The sequence below is a fragment of the Fibrella aquatilis genome (genome assembly GCF_017353255.1).
Lineage (GTDB): Bacteria > Bacteroidota > Bacteroidia > Cytophagales > Spirosomataceae > Fibrella > Fibrella aquatilis.
Window position 1 is genome coordinate 91925 of record NZ_JAFMYU010000004.1, and the last position, 18718, is coordinate 110642.

The 18718-nt window shown below is 52.7% G+C and carries 14 protein-coding genes; 8 read left to right on the forward strand and 6 right to left on the reverse strand.

From position 1 onward, the window contains the following. Positions 1-197 precede the first annotated feature (197 nt). The 3 genes from J2I48_RS06590 to J2I48_RS06600 all read left to right on the forward strand — a co-directional run bounded on the left by J2I48_RS06590 (position 198) and on the right by J2I48_RS06600 (position 4488). Entirely contained in the window at positions 198-2777 is a 2580-nt protein-coding gene (locus J2I48_RS06590; protein WP_207334618.1) for an FtsK/SpoIIIE family DNA translocase, read from the forward strand. Positions 2778-3145: 368 nt separating this feature from the next. Then, entirely contained in the window at positions 3146-4186 is a 1041-nt protein-coding gene (locus J2I48_RS06595; RefSeq protein ID WP_207334619.1) for a polymorphic toxin type 24 domain-containing protein, read from the forward strand. Further along, the gene (locus J2I48_RS06600; RefSeq protein WP_207334620.1) at positions 4183-4488 is read left to right on the forward strand and encodes an immunity 53 family protein; all 306 of its coding nucleotides are present in this window, start codon (positions 4183-4185) and stop codon (positions 4486-4488) included. Before J2I48_RS06595 ends, J2I48_RS06600 begins: the two co-directional genes overlap by 4 nt. Positions 4489-4670: 182 nt before the next feature. Here the strand turns inward: J2I48_RS06600 and J2I48_RS06605 are convergent, their stop codons facing one another. The 6 genes from J2I48_RS06605 to atpD all read right to left on the reverse strand — a co-directional run bounded on the left by J2I48_RS06605 (position 4671) and on the right by atpD (position 13422). Further along, complete coding sequence (locus J2I48_RS06605; protein ID WP_207334621.1) at positions 4671-9839, reverse strand: hypothetical protein; 5169 nt, start codon at positions 9837-9839, stop codon at positions 4671-4673. A gap of 97 nt (positions 9840-9936) precedes the next feature. Further along, on the reverse strand, positions 9937-10776 hold the full coding sequence (gene prmA, locus J2I48_RS06610) for a 50S ribosomal protein L11 methyltransferase (protein WP_207334622.1): 840 nt from the start codon (positions 10774-10776) through the stop codon (positions 9937-9939). Between the two features lie 60 nt (positions 10777-10836). Continuing rightward, positions 10837-11247: an HNH endonuclease gene (locus tag J2I48_RS06615; protein WP_207334623.1), complete on the reverse strand. Its 411-nt coding sequence runs from the start codon at positions 11245-11247 to the stop codon at positions 10837-10839. Positions 11248-11249: 2 nt separating this feature from the next. After that, positions 11250-11474, reverse strand: coding sequence for a hypothetical protein (locus J2I48_RS06620; protein ID WP_207334624.1), 225 nt, complete (start codon positions 11472-11474; stop codon positions 11250-11252). Positions 11475-11552: 78 nt separating this feature from the next. Beyond that, positions 11553-11801 (reverse strand): ATP synthase F1 subunit epsilon, encoded by a 249-nt coding sequence (atpC, locus tag J2I48_RS06625; protein ID WP_207334625.1) that lies wholly within the window; start codon positions 11799-11801, stop codon positions 11553-11555. Positions 11802-11892: 91 nt separating this feature from the next. Further along, positions 11893-13422, reverse strand: a complete 1530-nt coding sequence (gene atpD / locus J2I48_RS06630) for a F0F1 ATP synthase subunit beta (protein WP_207334626.1) — start codon at positions 13420-13422, stop codon at positions 11893-11895. A 282-nt stretch (positions 13423-13704) separates the two neighbouring features. Between atpD and J2I48_RS06635 the strand changes: the two genes are divergently transcribed. The 5 genes from J2I48_RS06635 to J2I48_RS06655 are packed head-to-tail and all read left to right on the forward strand — an operon-like array spanning position 13705 to position 18709. Continuing rightward, positions 13705-15201: a GH3 auxin-responsive promoter family protein gene (locus J2I48_RS06635; protein WP_207334627.1), complete on the forward strand. Its 1497-nt coding sequence runs from the start codon at positions 13705-13707 to the stop codon at positions 15199-15201. A gap of 9 nt (positions 15202-15210) precedes the next feature. Further along, the gene (locus J2I48_RS06640) at positions 15211-15570 is read left to right on the forward strand and encodes a nucleotidyltransferase family protein (RefSeq protein WP_207334628.1); all 360 of its coding nucleotides are present in this window, start codon (positions 15211-15213) and stop codon (positions 15568-15570) included. Between the two features lie 18 nt (positions 15571-15588). Beyond that, complete coding sequence (locus tag J2I48_RS06645; RefSeq protein ID WP_207334629.1) at positions 15589-16944, forward strand: AAA family ATPase; 1356 nt, start codon at positions 15589-15591, stop codon at positions 16942-16944. A gap of 5 nt (positions 16945-16949) precedes the next feature. Continuing rightward, a complete protein-coding gene (locus J2I48_RS06650) occupies positions 16950-17534 on the forward strand; it encodes an HNH endonuclease family protein (protein WP_207334630.1) in 585 nt (194 codons plus the stop codon). Further along, the gene (locus J2I48_RS06655) at positions 17531-18709 is read left to right on the forward strand and encodes a 1-deoxy-D-xylulose-5-phosphate reductoisomerase (RefSeq protein ID WP_207334631.1); all 1179 of its coding nucleotides are present in this window, start codon (positions 17531-17533) and stop codon (positions 18707-18709) included. Before J2I48_RS06650 ends, J2I48_RS06655 begins: the two co-directional genes overlap by 4 nt. The last annotated feature ends 9 nt before the right edge of the window (positions 18710-18718 follow it).

The following is an 18718-nucleotide window of genomic DNA, read 5'->3' on the forward strand; positions in this document are numbered from 1 at the left end:
GGGCTGGTATTTTTCATAGCTTTCTGTAAAATAGATACGATTCCAGGTGCGAAGCGGTTGCTTACAAACAGGTAAGTAATAAATAACCAGGTTTGGCAAATGACTGTTTGGTCTTTTTTTCCGCGTCAGGCAACGGCTATGGTCATTGGGAACGTTATTTTTACGAACCGCTCGTTCCGCAGCCCTGCCCTCAACCCATGTCGCAAACTACCACAGCTTCGTCTCGCCAGAATACGCCCCGTTCCGATCAGGCTGCCCCGTCGAAGCGGGCTGGGCGGCGGGAAAAAACCAACACCCCGCCCCGCGCCTGGACCCTGTCCTTCGAGCGTGTGCGCAACGATCAGCGTACCAATCTCACCATGGGTGTGCTATTGATGCTGCTGGCCGTTGGACTGATGGTGGCTTTTGTCTCCTACCTCTTCACCGGCCCCGCCGACCAAAGCCTGCTCGGCTCTGACGAGTCGGTGAAGGAGGCGGGTAAAGACGTGCAAAACTGGGTAGGGTTGCTTGGTGCCCATGTAGCCCACGTATTTCTGTTCCGCTGGTTTGGTATTGGGGCGCTGGGTTTGCCCGTTATTGTGTTTTTGGCAGGATTCAAGCTTACGTCGGGTCGTGAGCCGTTACCCTTGGCCCGCACCACGCAGGTGATCCTGTTTTTGGCCGTCTGGGTTAGCCTGGTGCTGGGTTATGTGGTTATGGCCACCAACTCGGTCAGTGCGGGTAGCGTATGGTGTGGCGGCGTGGGCTACGAGATAAACCGGCTGCTCTACGGCCTGCTGGGTTTTGGCAGTATCGTACTGATTGGCTTTCTGGGCTTCGCCTTCGCCGTTTTTTACTTCGACATCACCAACCTGGCCCTCTTTAACCGCTTCACCCATCCGACCGCCGACGACAGTGACTCCGTTGCTCCCAGTGCGCCCAAATCGGCGGGTAAGCAGCGGCAGTACGACGACGAAAACGACCCCTATGACAGTATAACGCCCGAACCCGTTGATGAGGCGGCGGATGCGTATGAAGAACCCGTTGCTACCCCCGCCAGCCTACTTCACGACCCCCTACCCGACCGGAATGGTGCCACGCTGCCCCTTACCCTGACTGATCCCCCGCCAGCCTTGACGCCAGTCGTCAATGGCCGTGGCGACCTGGTCATGACCGTAACTGAGGGGCTGGAACTGACCGACACCGAACACCCCTCGGCGGTGACGCCTCCGTTTGAACCCGACATGTTTGTGGAAGGCGACCTGGTAGCGCAACACGGCCTCTACGACCCCACGCTGGATCTGCCTTACTACCAGATTCCTACCATCGACCTGCTCACGAATTACCCGGAGAATCAGAAAGCGCAGGTGTCGGCTGATGAGCTGGAGGCCAATAAAGACCGCATTGTCGACACGCTGGGCAAGTTTAACATTGGCATTCAGCGCATTCACGCCACCATTGGCCCCACCGTAACGCTCTACGAAATTGTGCCCGCCGATGGGGTGCGGATCTCAAAAATCAAGAGCCTCGAAGACGACATTGCCCTGAACCTGGCGGCGTTGGGAATCCGTATCATCGCGCCTATGCCCGGCAAAGGCACCATTGGTATTGAAGTGCCCAACAAAAACCGCGAGATGGTGTCGATGCGGTCCATGATTGCGTCGGAGAAATTCCAAAAGGCCAGCATGGACCTGCCCGTGGTACTGGGTAAAACCATTGCCAACGAAGTGCTGGTGGTGGACCTGGCCAAAATGCCCCACCTGCTCATGGCCGGGGCTACGGGTCAAGGCAAATCAGTAGGACTTAACGTGCTGTTAACCAGCCTTTTGTACAAAAAACACCCCGCTCAACTGAAGTTTGTGCTGGTTGACCCGAAGAAGGTAGAACTGACCCTGTTCAACAAAATAGAACGCCATTTTCTGGCCAAACTGCCCGACGCCGAAGAAGCCATCATTACCGATACCAAGAAGGTGGTGAACACGCTGAACTCGCTTTGTATTGAGATGGACAACCGCTATAATCTGCTGAAAGATGCCGAGGTGCGGAACATTAAAGAATACAACGCCAAGTTCGTCAATCGCCGCCTGAACCCCGAAAAAGGCCACGCCTACCTGCCCTACATCGTCCTGATTATTGACGAATTGGCCGACCTGATGATGACCGCCGGCAAGGAGGTAGAGCAGCCTATCGCCCGCCTGGCGCAGTTGGCGCGGGCTATTGGCATTCACCTGGTGGTGGCCACGCAACGACCTTCGGTCAACGTGATTACGGGCCTGATTAAAGCCAACTTCCCGGCGCGACTGTCGTTTAAGGTAACCTCTAAAATAGACTCGCGCACTATTCTTGACGCGGGTGGTGCCGAACAACTCGTGGGCATGGGCGACATGCTGCTCTCGTCTAATTCCGACATTATCCGGCTGCAATGCCCCTTTGTGGACACTAATGAGATTGAAGAAATCTGCGGCTTTGTGGGGGCGCAGCGCGGCTACGACGAGGCCTATCCCCTCCCCGAATTCTACGGCGACGATGCGGGCAACAGCAGTATGGATGAAAAAGACGTGGACCTTGCCAACCGCGATGCTATGTTCGACGAAGCAGCACGGCTAATTGTGACGCACCAACAGGGCAGCACCTCGCTCATTCAGCGGCGGTTAAAACTAGGCTATAACCGCGCCGGTCGCCTGATCGACCAACTGGAAAAAGCGGGTATTGTTGGCCCCTTCGAAGGCAGCAAAGCCCGCGACGTGCTGGTCCATGACCTGGGCCATTTGGAAGAAATGCTGAAGAATCTGAATTGATGAAATAGGCGTGCTATAGGCCCTAAACCTGGACTGCTATGGAATATGAGCTTAAGACCGTAGGGCATTTGCCAGACGATGCTATATTAAAAGCTGTCAAGGGGTTTCTACAGTCACGGTCAGGCTTGCCCATGGGCTTCTTACCTGACTATGAGCCTATCCTGGTTGCTATACCAGGCCCAACACCGACTTCCTCGCGTAACGCGTTGGCCATGCTAGGGCCAGGCAGAATAACGACTATAAAACCGGTTAATCCCTTTGCCCGAAGGCCGGTTAGCCCGGGCATCAGCGGTCCGCATATTGAGTTTACGCAACGGAGTAACTGGGGTGGTACCAGTCAATACTATTTCCTGGTAGGTCCCCGTCGTATGCTCGTCGTCACGGCGGGTTCGTGGCAACACCGGTGGGTTACCATTCCTCCCGGCTGGCATCGACCCATCGTCATCCGCCCGCAGCTCATGCCAACGGCTAAGGCGGCTCCGGTAGTGAAGTCAGTGGCGCAAATGAGCCATACAGAGCGCCTGGAAGAAGCCATACTACGGTCTATTCACCGGTTCCCCAACCACCTTGCCAATGTAGCCAAAGAGCTATTTACCCCCGCCAACATCATCACTTTTGTGGGCCTCACAGTAGCCCTGATGGCATCGGGCGTGGGGGAGGTGCTGGGACTGGGCTTGCTCGTGTTTGGGGCCGTAGTGGGCGGTTTAGACCTGTGCATCGATGTGTTGCGAATGCTGGTCGATTTTTACCATAAGGCCATCAATGCCCAAACCGACCCAGAGTTAGATGAAGCCGCCGATCTTTTTGCTGCTGCTGTCACCCGTGGCGGCTTCGACATCATCGACATCGTTATTGGCCGACGGGCCGCAGGCAAACTAGCCGGGCGGGGCCTGCGTGGCGTTGGGGAATACTTTGCGTATCTGGAACGGGAGATGAAGCTCTGGCGGGGCCGACAGGTCAATAACGGCGCATCGAGCCAGCGAATGACTGCCCCCGCAAAAGCACCGCCCAAACTCAAGCCAGCAGCTAAAGCAGAAAACCCCGCTTCGACAACTACGCAGACAAGTCAGGGGAACAAGCCAAACACCCCTCCGCAACCCAAATCGGGAAAAGGCAAAAATAAGCTTGAACCAAACAAAGATGCTCAGGGCGACCACACTGTGTATGAACGAGACCAGAATGGAAACGTTTATAAATACGAGACATACGAGAAAACTTCATCAGGCCATTACAACCCCAAGGGTCGTTATGATGGTGGCAAACCTGATGGTACGCCAGGCGCACCTCATGTGAATAAACAGACGAAGAAACCAATTCCAACACCACATATGCAAGGCAAGCACATACCTGGTGGCGTAAGACCAGCGGAACCAGCTGAAATTCCTAAAATAAACCCTAAGCTAAAATGAACGAACTTCAATCAACACTTCAATGGATCAGTGACTGGTTTAAAGTCAACTGTGACGGTGATTGGGAGCATGAAAATCAGATTATGATTCAAACTATTAGTAACCCAGGATGGCTACTTACAGTTGATCTTTCTGACACTACTTTGGAAAATATAGAGCGGGAAGAAACCTTTGACAACAGCGAAACAGACTGGTATTTTTATACAATTAGTGAGAAAAAATTCACAGGTAGTGGTGACCTTTCCAAGTTACCATCTTTACTGTATGCTTTTCAGGAAAACGCACTTTTGAGTCAAGAATAGCTATAAAGCAGCAGTGCGGGGATTTACATAGTGTTGCCCGCCGGGCGGGGCCTGCGTGGCGTTGGGGAATACTTTGCGTATCTGAAACGGGAGATGAAGCTCTGGCGGGGGCATCAGATCGACAACGGCGCAACAAACCAGTGGATTGGTACCTTTGAAGAACCATCAAATTCCAAACCGTATCAGAAGCCTTCTTTCTCGTCTTCCTTGTCTTTCTTTTCCTCCTTCTTAACCGGCTCTTTCTTGGCTACTTTGGCGGGTTCGCCCTTCACGGGCTTACCTTTGGCAGCAGCTTTGGGCTTGGCGGTTTCTTTGGCTACGGGGGTCGTTTCACCAGCCGTTACCTCCGTTTCGCCGGGGGTAGTTTCGGCAGTGGCAGCTACGCGCTCAGGCTTGGTTTTGGCTGTTTTACCCTTGCCTTTGGTAGGTTTGGCGGGGGCTTCCTCAGCGCCGAATCCCGTATCAGCAGCCGGTTCGGTTTCTTTGGCTACGGTCGGTTCGGGCTTGGCGGCGGGTTTCGCTTTCTGAACGGGCTTGGCAGGCCGCACCCGCACCCGGTATTGGGACTCGTAACGCTCCACAAACAGCGACTTCTCATCTTCCGTCCCCGGCACTACTTCCAGCGTTGTCTTGCTTTTGTTGTTGCTCAGCAGGGCCGTTATGCGGTCGTTGATATCCTGTTCTGAGGTCACAACGGCCAGTTGCCCGCCCGATGTGCCCCCCGGTTTGTAGTCGTAAAACACCCACACCTCCGGCGACGATTCGATGTATACGCTCAGTTCGGCGCCATTGCCACCTTTTCGAATTTCCAGCAGGCCCGTCATCTGCGCATTAATGTCTGTCGCCATAATGTTCGATACACCCAGCTTGCCGACTGTATAGAACGCGCTGAACTTATCCGACCAGCGCAGGTTGGCATTGGCCAGCACCAGCGCGGTATTCAGCTTGGGCGATGCCTGCGCCAGCGACACGTGCTGATTCTGGGCCTTATTGCGGTAATCATCCACAGCCTTTTGCCCAATCAGCGGCAGCAGTTTATCTGAAATTCGGTTCAGGTCATCGTCGGCGGGTTCATCGTTTTTCTCCTCCAGATTACCCTCCACCAGTTTAGCCGCAATGGCCTGATTGATCTGTTCGGGCAAGGCAAACGTCAGCGCCAACAAAGCGTTGATGCGGTATTGCACGCTATCGACATTAACCCGCGCCGATCCACTGGCCAGCATATGCTGATTGGGGCGGGTGCTGAGCAGGTTCATTGCCCCCCGGAAAGTCATAATGCCTTTGTCGTCGTTGAATAAAAAGCTGCTCTCGAAGGCATCGTTCAACCCCTCGGACCCCACTTTAGGACCAATGACAAAGGTTTTTTCCTTTTCGTCATAATGCATTACCCCCGCCGCCCGGAAAATGTCGTCGTCGCGGCTGTCTTCTTTGGGCGACAAAAACGACGGATAAATGCCGGGGCTACCGTAGCGCGAATGAATGCCCGCCACCAGCACCTGATCGCCTTCGTTCTTGAGTTTGTCATTCACGGGTACTTCAATAGTTTCCAGCACCTTTTCCTTAAACGGAATCCAGCCGCTGACCAGATCTGGGCGTTTCTTCAGCAGGGGTTTGATGTAGCCGTCAAGCGCCAGATCCTTATCGGGGGCGCGCATCAGAATATCGCCCTTGAATTGAATCTTGGGAGCCAGGATGAGCCGGTCAGCCTCCTGAATGTCGGCGCGGGCCACGGTATAGAACGTAGCCAGGGGTTGCGAAGAGGCCTTCGCACCGCCCCGTTTGCGAGCACGGCTGGCCACGGCGCGGGTGGGGGTTGTTACTACCGGTCCGGCTTCTTTCAGTTCAAAACTACCCATTTTGATGGCCGCCGTGTCGCCTTTAGCCGTGGTGAACAAGTAGGTAGCATCGCCCGAAAAGCGCGTACGCGACTGCACCTGGATGTTGCCGTTGCGCAGGCGGTGGTGCAGGCTGGTGGTATCCAGTTCAAGCCGGGCATTGGTAAAGGGCAGCATGTCGCCGTTGCGCCGCACCGTCACCAGGCCTTTGTTGGGATAAATTCGTGCATCGGCAGCCGTCACATACGGCACACCGCTGATGTTGAGCGTCATTTTATCAATATCATACAAAGCCGAAGTAGCGTTGAAGGTCAACCCCTCCTGCTCATCGGCAGTGGCTGTGAAAAGCGACGTTTTAACATCACCTTTCATGGCAATGGTTTTGCCCGACACGTTCCAAACCGCCCGGTTGATGTTGGTTTTGTAGGCCGTATACGGAAACTCCATGCTTGAGCTGAGCGTGTCGTCTACACTCCGGTTGTCGCGGTTGATGGCCAAATCGACAATACCCTTGGCCTGATCAAAGTCAACGTCGATAGCCGTTCCTAGCAAGACAGGCTTGTTGGCCACACCCCGAACTTCGGTGTTCGAGAGTACCTTCAGTTTGGCATTATCGGCCAGGAAACCGTCTTTGTTAAACTTGATGCTTTCCGATACCACCTCGGCATCGTTGCGAGTAAGCATCCCATTTCCAAATAACCCCGACGCCCGCACCAGCAGGTTACCCTCTAGTTTGGTGGTGCCGTTGAAAAAGTTGAAGCTGTTTTTCTGGGTGGCAATCACCATGCTGTCGGCTTGTGGCCACCACTTCATGGTGTAGTTATTCAAGGCCACGTTGGGGTAATAAGCTGCCGTAGTGGCCGTGGGGCGCTGCCCTTTTTTGGTCGTTGCCGCTGCCAGCTTGGTTGCCTGCGATTCCACAATCTGCCCGGTTTCACCAGTAGCCATCACCGAATCGGGCATAAACGTGAGCTGTTTGGCGTTGAGCGTGGCAGCCAGGTGGGTGATCGTGCCGGTGGTATGGAGGCCGGTTTTGTCCATCACCAGTTCGCTGGTAGTTTTCACCGTCGACTTGCTGTTGTAGATCGGGTAAGTGCCCAGCATAGGCGGCGTGTGGGTAAAACCCAGCGTCTGGTCGGGCATGGTTTTCAGCTCGGCCCGAAACGGCGGGAAGATGCCATCGGAATGGAATGTGCCAATAAACGAAATGTCACCCTTGCCCACGCTGTCGTTGTCGATGGCCGGAATCTTGAAATACACCTTCCGATTGTATTTGTAGTCGCCCCGAACATCCTGATCAAAATACACCGTCATGCCTTCGGGCATCACCAGCCGCTGCGTGGTCTTCTTGCCCTTCACTTTACCCGATTTATTGTCGGCGGCGGCGAAGAGTACCGAACCCGGTTTTTCGTATTTAATGTCGCCCCCAATTTCGTCGGTACGGCCCTGCGCGGCCAGTTTTTCGGGCGTGAACGTGATCGACTCGATCTTGTTCATATTCAGGGCAAACTTGTCGTAGTCGAAAGCCAGGTCATTGCCATTGTAGCGCATATTGCCCGACTTCATTTGCCCCGTAAACACCAGCGACCGGCCCTTGCCAATATAGATGATATTGTTGGTGGGTAAGCCAAAAATTCGGAGCGAGTCGCTGATTACGAATCGACTTACTCCTCTCACTGTCATCACTTTGCCTTTATTATTCAGGTCAATCGTCGCGTTTTTGGTTGAATCGTTACTGCCAAAAAACGAGTTGATCTGGAAGTTGTCGAAGTCTTTTTTCTCGTTGTAGGCCAGCACGTACAGGATGCCTTTCCGGCTCAGGCGCATCTGCTGGGTCCGTTCGTCGCGGTCAACGTAGCCCTCCAGCACCATACGGCTTAGGGCACCCCGCAGCACCTGCGGGTTTATATTGGGCGCAAACCGCGTGATGTCATCGTCGAGAAACGACTGCTGCTTGGTCTTGGTAATGTAGTTGCCAATGATCTGCAATGGATGAAAGCCGTAGTCGGTGGCGATGTCGGAGTAGCGTTGTGGCTGGAAATAATCGTACGACTCCATCCGCACGGGCACTTCGCGCTTGGCGCCCACCTGGTAGAAGTCAATCTTCTTGCGGGGCACGTCCCAGCGCGCCACTTCGGGCTGAATGTAGAATTTATGGTAGGTATCGGAAAAGGGCACCCGGCCATAGTCGAGCCGGTCTACTTTGTTAAACCAGGCCACCCGCGTTTCCTTGTCGAACTTAAACTGCACGGCGGGGTGCGTGATCGAGTCAGCCACGTCGATATAGCCCGTTAGTTGCGCTACCGGGGCCGTAATGAGCGAATCGCGAAACTCAAACTTGCGGCTTTTCACCCGAAACGCCGTTTTCCCATCACGGTCGGCCACGGTCAGCGTAGCCGGTTGCCCACTCGCCGACGCCCCAATCAGTTGCTTACCCGCCAGCGCCAGGCCACCCCGGTACGTGAGGCCACTGCCCAGGCCCGGAATAGATTCGGCGTTTTGGTACGACGCAAACCGCGGGTATTGATCCAGCACGTTGCTGAACCGTTTTTTGCTTTGGTACTCAAACACACCCCGAATGGGTTTGGCCCCTTTTTGCATGGTCAGGGTCACTTCGTCGGCCAGCAGGCGCGGGTTCATCACCACCATGCTGTAATCAGACAGGGTTACGTAGCGGTCGGCCAGGCCCTGCAAGGCCCACGAGAACGTGCCGCCTTTTCCTACCCAAACACCATCGCGCAGCATGTAGTCGCCCGCCGTGCCGTCTACCATAGCCGAATCGCCGTTGGCTACAATGGCCACAATGGCGTTGGTAATCGTAATCACCGGCCCCGACACCGTGGGAATGGGCCGCCGCTGAATGGGTTTGTAGTTCACATCGATCTCTTTCGGCTGCGTGGTGTCGACACCAACGGGCGCATCCCACCCATCGAAATTCGACTTCGCGGGAGCCGCAACGGCCGTGGCACTCGTAGCTGACGTTGACTCTGTAGCCGTGGCCGCCTGTCCGTTTTCTATGTACCGAAAAGCAAACGTGCCACCCAGCAGATAGGTCTTGTTGAATTTGGCGCTGTATAGTTCGCGCCGCTCCAGAAATGCCCATGCCCCGTCCATGGTCCGGGCAAAGGCTTTAGCATCGTTAGCCTCGAACTGTTTTTCGGCAATCAGAAGCAGGTTATCAATGTCGGGGGCCGTTACAGCGGGCTTGGCCGTATAGATGGCGTGGTAGAGCGACTCGAACAGGGGCGCAAAATGGGCTACGGGCGCGTATCGTTTCTGATTCATTTTCCGGCAAAGCACCATCAGCCGGTCGCGCTGTTTGGCATCCAGCCGCGACTCGCCCAGTACGGCGTTTAGGTCGTTGGCGGCTTTCACGGCCACCGCCCCGCCCGTGGCCATCAGTTTCTGCACGTCGGTCGCAAACTGTTCGGGATTATCGGACAGCTTTATCACCTGCGCTGAGGCCACCAACGTGGTCAGGCACAGCAAACAACAACTATATAGGATACGTATCATGCTCAACTTATGGCTTCTCACTATAGAACGCTGAACAGGCCCTTTTCTATAATGTTCCGGTCAAAATTTCAGGGTAATACTGGCACTGACCGCCTTGCTACTTCCTAAACCCGATAGATGCCCATTGATTGCGCGTGAGGTAGCCCACTCGTACCAGACCGACCTCTTCTGCTTTGGCCTGAATGTCGGGCGCGTCAGTCTCGTAGAACCCACTCACCAGCAGCAAGCCGCCGGGTTTCAGATGATTTACATAGGTCGGAATTTCGGCCAGGAGCACGTTGCGGTTGATGTTGGCCAGGATTATCTCAAAGCGTTCGTCAGCAGCTACACCCGCGATGGTACCCTGAAAAACGCGTAGCTGGGGGCAGTCATTGAGCGCCGCATTTTCAATGGCGTTTTCCACGGCCCATTCCTCAATATCAAACGCCAAGGCATCGGTAGCGCCCAGTTTCAGCCCCAGAATAGCCAGAATGCCCGTGCCACTCCCCACGTCGAGAATGGCTTTGTCGGTATGGTCCAGCCCCAGTTGGTGCTGCATCATCATGTGGGTGGTCTCATGGTGTCCCGTCCCGAACGACATCTTTGGGTTAATAACCAAGTCGTAGGTAAACGCCGCATCAGGTTCATGGAACGACGCCCGCACCCGCACCGACGGACCCGCTTCCGTTCTGACCTCAATAGGCTGGTAGTTCTGTTCCCACTGGGCGTTCCAGTTCGTCTTCTCCAGCGAGGTAATGGTGTAAGAAATGGCCGTCTGCGGGGCATACCGTGACACAATTTCGGCTACGGCATCGGCATCAAAATCGGGTTCAGGAATATAGGCGTTGATACCCTCGTCGGTTTCGGTGAACGATTCAAAACCAAGCTCGGCCAGTTCAGCAGTCAGGATATCGGCAAAATCAGGATCAAGCGTGAGTTGCAATTCGGTGTAATTCATACATCAAAATTACAACAACACAGGCCATTTTGCGGGTTGACAAGAATGTTGCAGTACTTGCTACAATAGTCCCAGGCGAATCATTTCCATTCTCTCGATAATGGCATCTGGGTGATTTAAGCCAAGAATCTTAATTGTGGCCCTCCCTATATCCGTTTTATCATTCAGTAGGCCCGTTTTATCTACGCTGAAATGGTCTTGCCACGAATCAATGCGGGGATTATAAAAACGGATGGCCGTTCGTATATCATCTAAGAATGTGGCTACGTCTGGCCCTTTCGCGATGTTACAAATTGGGCAAGCATAAGCCAGATTGTTTAACGTAGTTTCACCACTATGTTTTAAGCTTACGACGTGATCAATATGGAATGTAAAGAAAGATGCGGTATCTGGAAGCTTGCAATATTCACATTGCCAGTTAGCACGGTCAATTACTTTACGTCTTAATGAGTCGGAGATATAATCGCTCATAGTTAAGCAGTAGCACGCAGTTTGGCCAACCGGATAAGGCGCTCCAGCACAATATAATGATCCAACTCGTCTTTATCTTTCGAGCTGATTTGTGCCTGTTTCGCCTGATTCGCCAGTTGTTCAAACCGTTGCTGCATGGCAGGCGTGGCTTTCAGCGACATAAGCTTATCTATGTCTAATCCGGCCATCAGCGTGGCTACTTCGTCATACATATTGTAGATCGTCATCAGCTTGAGTGTTTACCAAATATAACAAAAAAGGCAGCCTCATTGCTGAGACTGCCTTTTCCTTAATGCGGTTGCACCCTATGCCGCTAAAACGGCTTCAGCCAACACCAGCACTTTATTGCGGAGTACTTCCACCACGCCACCATCAACGGTGAACGTTTGCTGACCGGTTGCCGTGGCAATGGTCACCGGCCCGCGCGCCAGTGTACTCACCAGCGGAGCGTGGTCGTTGAGCACCTGAAACTGCCCTTCCGTACCCGGAAACGTCACCGACGAAGCCTCGCCAGAGAACACTTTCCGATCTGGGGTAATGATGTCGAGTTGCACGTTGTGATTTACGATTTACGAAGTACGAATTACGATTTAGCTAACGCACGAGTATAAATCGTACATCGTAAATCGTAATTCGTAAATCAGTTTATTGTCCTGCTTCCTTAATCAGGCGTTCGCCTTTTACAACGGCGTCTTCAATGGTGCCGACGAGGTTGAAGGCGGCTTCGGGCAGGTGGTCATACTTGCCATCGATGATTTCATTGAAGCCTTTAATCGTGTCTTCAATGTTTACCAACACCCCTTTCAAGCCCGTAAACTGCTCGGCCACGAAGAACGGCTGCGACAGGAAGCGCTGCACCCGACGGGCGCGGCTTACCACCAGCTTGTCATCTTCCGAAAGTTCTTCCAGACCCAGGATGGCGATGATGTCCTGCAATTCTTTGTAGCGTTGCAGAATCTCTTTCACGCGCTGAGCCGTGCCATAGTGCTTCTCGCCCAGTACGTCGGCGCTCAGGATACGCGAGGTAGAATCGAGCGGGTCAACGGCGGGGTAGATACCTAACTCGGCTACTTTACGGCTCAATACCGTGGTGGCATCAAGGTGAGCAAAGGTTGTAGCCGGGGCGGGGTCAGTCAAGTCATCGGCAGGTACATAAACAGCTTGTACTGAGGTGATTGACCCACGCTTGGTTGAGGTAATACGCTCCTGCATGGCACCCATTTCGGTGGCCAGCGTGGGCTGATACCCTACCGCCGATGGCATCCGACCCAGCAGGGCGGACACTTCTGAACCGGCCTGCGTGAAGCGGAAGATGTTGTCGATAAAGAACAGGATATCACGACCCTGACCTTCGGCGTCATCACCACCGTCGCGGAAATATTCGGCAATTGTCAAACCCGACAGGGCTACGCGGGCACGTGCTCCGGGTGGTTCGTTCATCTGACCGAACACAAACGTGGCCTGCGATTTCTTCAGCTCTTCAAAGTCAACTTTGCTCAGGTCCCAGCCGCCTTCTTCCATGCTGTGCTTGAACTCGTCGCCGTATTTGATGATACCGGCTTCGATCATTTCGCGCATGAGGTCATTGCCTTCGCGGGTACGTTCGCCCACACCGGCAAACACCGATAGCCCTTCGTAGGCTTTGGCGATGTTGTTGATGAGTTCCTGAATCAATACGGTCTTGCCCACACCGGCACCACCGAAGAGACCAATCTTACCACCTTTTACGTAAGGGGCCAGCAGGTCGATCACCTTGATACCCGTGTAGAGTACTTCGGTTGAGGTAGCGAGGTCTTCAAAACGGGGGGCAGCCCGGTGAATAGATGAACGGCTGGCGTTGGGCAGGGCACCCAGGCCGTCGATAGCCTCACCTACCACGTTGAACAGACGACCTTTGATACCGTCGCCGATGGGCATGGTGATGGGGCCGCCCAGGTCAACAACCTCCATGCCCCGTTGCAGGCCTTCAGTAGAATCCATGGCGATGGCGCGAACGCGGTCTTCGCCGAGGTGCTGCTGGCACTCCATAATAACGACCTGGCCATTGGCGCGGGTCACTTGCAGGGCATCGAGAATGGCCGGGATGCGAGAGCCTTCGGCCTCGAAACTCACGTCCACCACTGGTCCAATCACCTGGGTGATTTTACCTGTATTGACTGCCGTTTCCGTAATCATTGTATATGACGAGCTAAGAAATTGTGTACGTATTGAGGCCGCAAAAGTAGGAATAAAACCGCGAAAATACAACTATCCCAAAAAGCATATCCAGACCACATATGGCCTAAACAGGTCGTTTACAAGGTTTTTAGCGTAGAAAGAAGCATTTTAGGCAGCATATGCGTTTTGGACAAAACGTAGAGACGCAACACTTTGCGTCTCAAGCGCGTCAGCAACGCTAGGGATGATTCATGGCTGACGCATGGGAGACGCAAAGGGTTGCGTCTCTACATTTGCCCTATGGGAATCCGTTCGATTTTTAGCAAACCGCTGGCCCGGTGGGTGCGGCAACGGCAGCAGCCCTGGCGCGAACAGCCGGGCGAGACGCAACAACGCTGGCTACACCACCTGGTTAGCCGTGCTGCCACCACGCAGTTTGGCCGTGATCACCACTTTACCGACATCCGTACCCAAGCCGATTTTCAACAGGCGGTGCCCATTCGGGACTATGAAATCCTGAAGCCGTACGTAGAGCGGGTGGTGCATGGCGAACCTGATATTCTCTGGCCCGGTAAGCCCGCTTATTTCGCCAAAACGTCGGGCACCACGTCGGGCACGAAATACATTCCGCTGACGAATGAATCACTGCCGAACCACATTAATTCGGCCCGCGACGCGCTGCTTTGTTACGTAGATGAAACGGGTAAATCGGCCTTTCTGGATCAGAAGCTGATCTTTTTGTCGGGTAGCCCCGAACTGGAGCAGAAAGCGGGTATTTACACCGGGCGACTGTCGGGCATTGTGAACCACCACGTCCCGGCCTACCTCCGGTCGAACCAAATGCCGAGCTACGAGACCAACACGATTGAGGATTGGGAAACTAAACTCGACCGCATCATCGACGAAACCATCGACCAGCCGATGTCGCTCATTTCGGGTATTCCGCCCTGGGTGCAGATGTATTTCGACCGGATTCAGGTACGGACGGGCAAGGCCATCAAAGACGTATTTCCGCAGTTTTCGCTATTTGTGTATGGTGGCGTCAATTTCGAGCCATACCGGGCGCGGCTGTTCGAGAGCATCGGCAAGCGCATTGACAGCATCGAGACCTACCCCGCCTCTGAAGGCTTTATTGCCTATCAGGATTCGCAGGACGCCGAGGGACTGCTTTTGCTGGTAGACAGCGGCATTTTTTACGAGTTCGTCCCCGCCGACCAATACTTTACCGAAAACCCACCCCGCCTGACCGTCGATGAAGTAGAACTGGGTGTGAACTACGCCGTCATCATCAACAACAACGCGGGCCTGTGGGGCTATTCCCTGGGCGACACGGTGAAGTTTGTGAGCCGCCACCCCCACCGGATTGTGGTGACGGGGCGGATAAAGCATTTCATCTCGGCCTTTGGTGAGCACGTCATTGGCGAAGAAGTAGAGAAGGCGTTGCAGTACGCCATGCAGCAACAGCCCGGCACCGAAGTGGTTGAGTTTACCGTGGCCCCCATGGTGACGCCCGCCGAGGGTCTCCCCTACCACGAATGGCTGATCGAGTTTGCCCAGCCCCCCGCCGATACCACCCGTTTCGCCCACGACCTCAACACCCGCCTTGCCCAGTTGAACGTGTATTATGACGACCTCATGCAGGGTAACATCCTGCGCCCGCTGGTACTCACCCCGCTACCACGCGGCGCGTTCCAGCGATACATGAAAGCACAAGGCAAGCTAGGCGGCCAAAACAAAGTCCCCCGCCTCAGCAACGACCGCGCCCTGGCCGACGGGCTTTTGCAGGTAATGCGTTAGCTTTGAGTCATGGAAGCGCAATTGATTGCCCCCGACCGACTGGCCCACATACCTGACCATGTTCGCCATGTGTTAGCGCAGGTGAAACGTGAACTTGTTGATTACTACGGCGATAGGCTACAAAAATTGGTTCTTTTCGGTTCATACGCACGGGGCGATTTTCACGACGAGTCAGATATTGATCTGATGCCTGTAATAGATGGCACGTCAAAGGACGATCTAAAATCGGAGGGTCTGTTCGACATCATGTACCCACATTTGCTCCAAGATGGCATAAAGGTGTCTGTTATTCCGTCTTTGGCCCACCAGTACGAATGTGCCAATACTTTCCTGCTCATGTTTATTCATAAAGACGGTATCGAGTTGTGAAAGGATAAACTAAAAACTATGAAGATCACCGGCATCGAGATTGGTGAGTACCGCCAGTTCAAAAACATCAAGTTCGATTTCACCTACCCAGCAGACTTTCACGACAAATCAAAAGCAGGGAAGGCGCTGGAGAAGGTATGTTTCATTGGGCAAAGTGGAACGGGGAAGACGACATTATTGAATGCTATTGAGGATCATATATCAGTTTTGAACCAAGCGTTAAAAAGAAATACCTCAGATCACATTCCATACGAGGAGCTGTCTAACTACTCTTATATTTCTTCTTCATTTCAGTTCCAATTTGCTTTAAATCAAAAAAACACTATAATTCCCCCACATAAAGGGTTAGGAAGATTTGATCCTGAGTATATTGAAAAAAGTATTTTAAATAGCTTAGATAAAAAATCAATAGACTCTTTACTTGAAACTAATAAGCTGTGTATCTGCCTTAGGGAATCCATCGCAAGAGAGGCCGATGCATTCCTTGCCGACCAATCAGAAGCTCCTCAGTTTTTTTCAGATTTTGTAAAAACTACTACTCAAATTGAGAGGGAGAAAGAAGCATTAAAGAAGCGTTTAAGAGATGCAGGAGACAGGAAAGTAATTTCACTGGGTGATATGAATTCTCTTTCTATCTGGCAATACCTGCTCGAAGACATCAGCGATTTTGACGAAGTTAGCCTAGTACTATTTAATGAATTGATTAAAAACATTGAAGACCCTTCTGCGGTAGCACAGACAGCACAAATACAAGAACGCATACGGTCCAAGGAAAATCCTCGTAATAAACTATATGATAATTGCCTTAAATCTGTTCTTGATAACTTCTTTTTAGAGATAGACCCTAACTATGCGAAAGTCCCTATTGCTTTGCAAACTAAGCAAGGGGTGAAAATCAATGGTGGTAGCCTTAGCACAGGCACTCGTCAGCTTCTTGCTACGTCCATTCCAATATACAAGTTTGATACGACTGATACAATAATTCTGTTTGACGAACCGGAACGGTCGCTATTCCCTGACATTCAACGTCAATTAATCAAACACTACACCTCACTTGCCCCCAAAGCACAATTTTTCTTTGCAACCCACTCCCCTATAATTGCAGCTTCGTTTGAGCCTGAAGAACGGTTTATTCTCCATTTTGACGAAGAAGGCAATGTAAAGTGCCGTAAGGGAGTTGCGCCAATTGGTGACGACCCAAATGACATTTTGAGCGAAGATTTTGGTTTAAATGAGTTGATGCTGGATGAGGGATTAGAAGCTTATGCTCAATATCGAAATTTATTTGTTAAAATAAAAAACGAACAAGATCAGAATCGAAAGAATAAACTTATTGCTGAACAAGCTCATCTTGGCAACAAGTATAATTTTTGATTTTCATGAGAAGAGTAATAAAGTTTGATAATTCAGAAATTATCAACAAGAAAATTTCGTATAAAGATGGTGATAATGACGGACTTAGAGAAGCACTAGCTACGGAGCAGAATAGGCTTTGTGCTTATACTGAGACGTACCTCGGCGCATCAGATGACGCACACATTGAACATTTTAATCCTACACTAAAAAAAACACCTCGTGACAGTTACACCAACTGGTTTTTAGTAAAGGCACTGTGGAATACGAGAAAATCGACCAAATGGGAAGAGTATCAACCCATATTGTCTCCCACTGCTGAAGATCTGGAAGACCGCATTCTCTACATTCAAGGAAATTATGTAGTTGATTGGGACGATGAAGAAGCTACCCATCTTTTCGACTTACTCAACCTAGGTAATGAGCGGCTGGCTGAAGAGCGAAAAAGGTACATAAAACGTTTGCAAAAGCATATAACAGGCTTACATCAAAACCCGCAACAATATATTGACACGTTGCTGGCTGAATGCCCCGAAGATGTCTATTTCATCCGGGCCATTCAGGAGGAACTGAACGTAACGGTCAATTTTGATCTGTTAAAGACTAAATGACAACTAATCCTAAACGCCGCATTGCCATTTTGGGGTCTACCGGCTCCATTGGTACGCAGGCCATTGACGTGGTGCTGGCGCATCCCGATCAGTTTGAGGTCGAGGTGCTGACCGCCAACCACAACGCCGAGCTGCTAATTGAACAGGCCCGGCTGGTGCGGCCTAAGGTAGTCGTAATCTGCGACGAATCTCGCTACCACCAGGTGTTTGCGGGGCTCGATCCGCTTGATATCAAGGTTTATGCCGGGCTGGCGGCCATTGCCTCGGTGGTGCAGATGGATAGTATCGACATTGTGCTCACAGCCATGGTGGGCTACGCCGGGCTGCTGCCGACCATGAAGGCCATTGAGGCGGGGAAGCACATTGCCCTGGCCAACAAGGAGACGCTGGTGGTGGCGGGCGAACTGATTACGCAGATGGCCGCCGCCAAGGGCGTGAACATCTACCCCGTCGACTCCGAACATTCGGCCATTTTTCAGTGCCTGGTGGGCGAGTTTCACAACCCTATCGAAAAGATCATCCTGACGGCGTCGGGTGGGCCGTTTCGGGGGAAAGACCGGGCGTTTCTGGCGGGCGTAACCAAAGCACAGGCCCTGAAACACCCTAACTGGACCATGGGCGCGAAAATTACCATCGACTCGGCGACGCTCATGAACAAGGGGTTAGAGGTCATCGAAGCCAAATGGCTTTTTGCGCTACGCCCCGATCAGATCGACGTGGTGGTGCATCCGCAGAGCATCGTGCATTCGCTGGTGCAGTTTGAAGACGGTAGCCTGAAAGCGCAAATGGGCCTGCCCGACATGAAACTGCCCATTCAGTTTGCCCTCGGCTACCCCAATCGGCTAAAGTCGGACTTCCCCCGGTTCAACTTCGCCAACTACCCGTCGCTCAACTTCGAACAGCCCGACCCGAAGACATTCCGCAACCTGCAACTGGCCTACGACGCACTGGAACGGGGGGGCAACATGCCCTGCATTGTCAACGCCGCCAACGAAATCGCGGTGGAGGCTTTCCTCCACGACCGGGTGAGTTTCCTCGGCATTTCCGACGTCATTGAAGACGCCATGCAGCGGGCCACATTCGTAGCCAGGCCAACGTATGATGATTACGTGACCTCCGACAGAGAAACCCGCCGGTTAGCGACCGAAAAGATTGGTACTTTTGTTGTAAAATAGACGTTAGAA

Excerpts from the sequence above, each read along its gene's own strand:
- J2I48_RS06590 (WP_207334618.1), top strand. The coding sequence starts at position 198 with ATGTCGCAAACTACCACAGCTTCGTCTCGCCAGAATACGCCCCGTTCC.
- J2I48_RS06595 (WP_207334619.1), top strand. The coding sequence starts at position 3,146 with ATGCTCGTCGTCACGGCGGGTTCGTGGCAACACCGGTGGGTTACCATT.
- J2I48_RS06600 (WP_207334620.1), top strand. The coding sequence starts at position 4,183 with ATGAACGAACTTCAATCAACACTTCAATGGATCAGTGACTGGTTTAAA.
- J2I48_RS06605 (WP_207334621.1), bottom strand. The coding sequence starts at position 9,839 with ATGATACGTATCCTATATAGTTGTTGTTTGCTGTGCCTGACCACGTTG.
- prmA (WP_207334622.1), bottom strand. The coding sequence starts at position 10,776 with ATGAATTACACCGAATTGCAACTCACGCTTGATCCTGATTTTGCCGAT.
- J2I48_RS06615 (WP_207334623.1), bottom strand. The coding sequence starts at position 11,247 with ATGAGCGATTATATCTCCGACTCATTAAGACGTAAAGTAATTGACCGT.
- J2I48_RS06620 (WP_207334624.1), bottom strand. The coding sequence starts at position 11,474 with ATGACGATCTACAATATGTATGACGAAGTAGCCACGCTGATGGCCGGA.
- atpD (WP_207334626.1), bottom strand. The coding sequence starts at position 13,422 with ATGATTACGGAAACGGCAGTCAATACAGGTAAAATCACCCAGGTGATT.
- J2I48_RS06635 (WP_207334627.1), top strand. The coding sequence starts at position 13,705 with ATGGGAATCCGTTCGATTTTTAGCAAACCGCTGGCCCGGTGGGTGCGG.
- J2I48_RS06640 (WP_207334628.1), top strand. The coding sequence starts at position 15,211 with ATGGAAGCGCAATTGATTGCCCCCGACCGACTGGCCCACATACCTGAC.
- J2I48_RS06645 (WP_207334629.1), top strand. The coding sequence starts at position 15,589 with ATGAAGATCACCGGCATCGAGATTGGTGAGTACCGCCAGTTCAAAAAC.
- J2I48_RS06650 (WP_207334630.1), top strand. The coding sequence starts at position 16,950 with ATGAGAAGAGTAATAAAGTTTGATAATTCAGAAATTATCAACAAGAAA.
- J2I48_RS06655 (WP_207334631.1), top strand. The coding sequence starts at position 17,531 with ATGACAACTAATCCTAAACGCCGCATTGCCATTTTGGGGTCTACCGGC.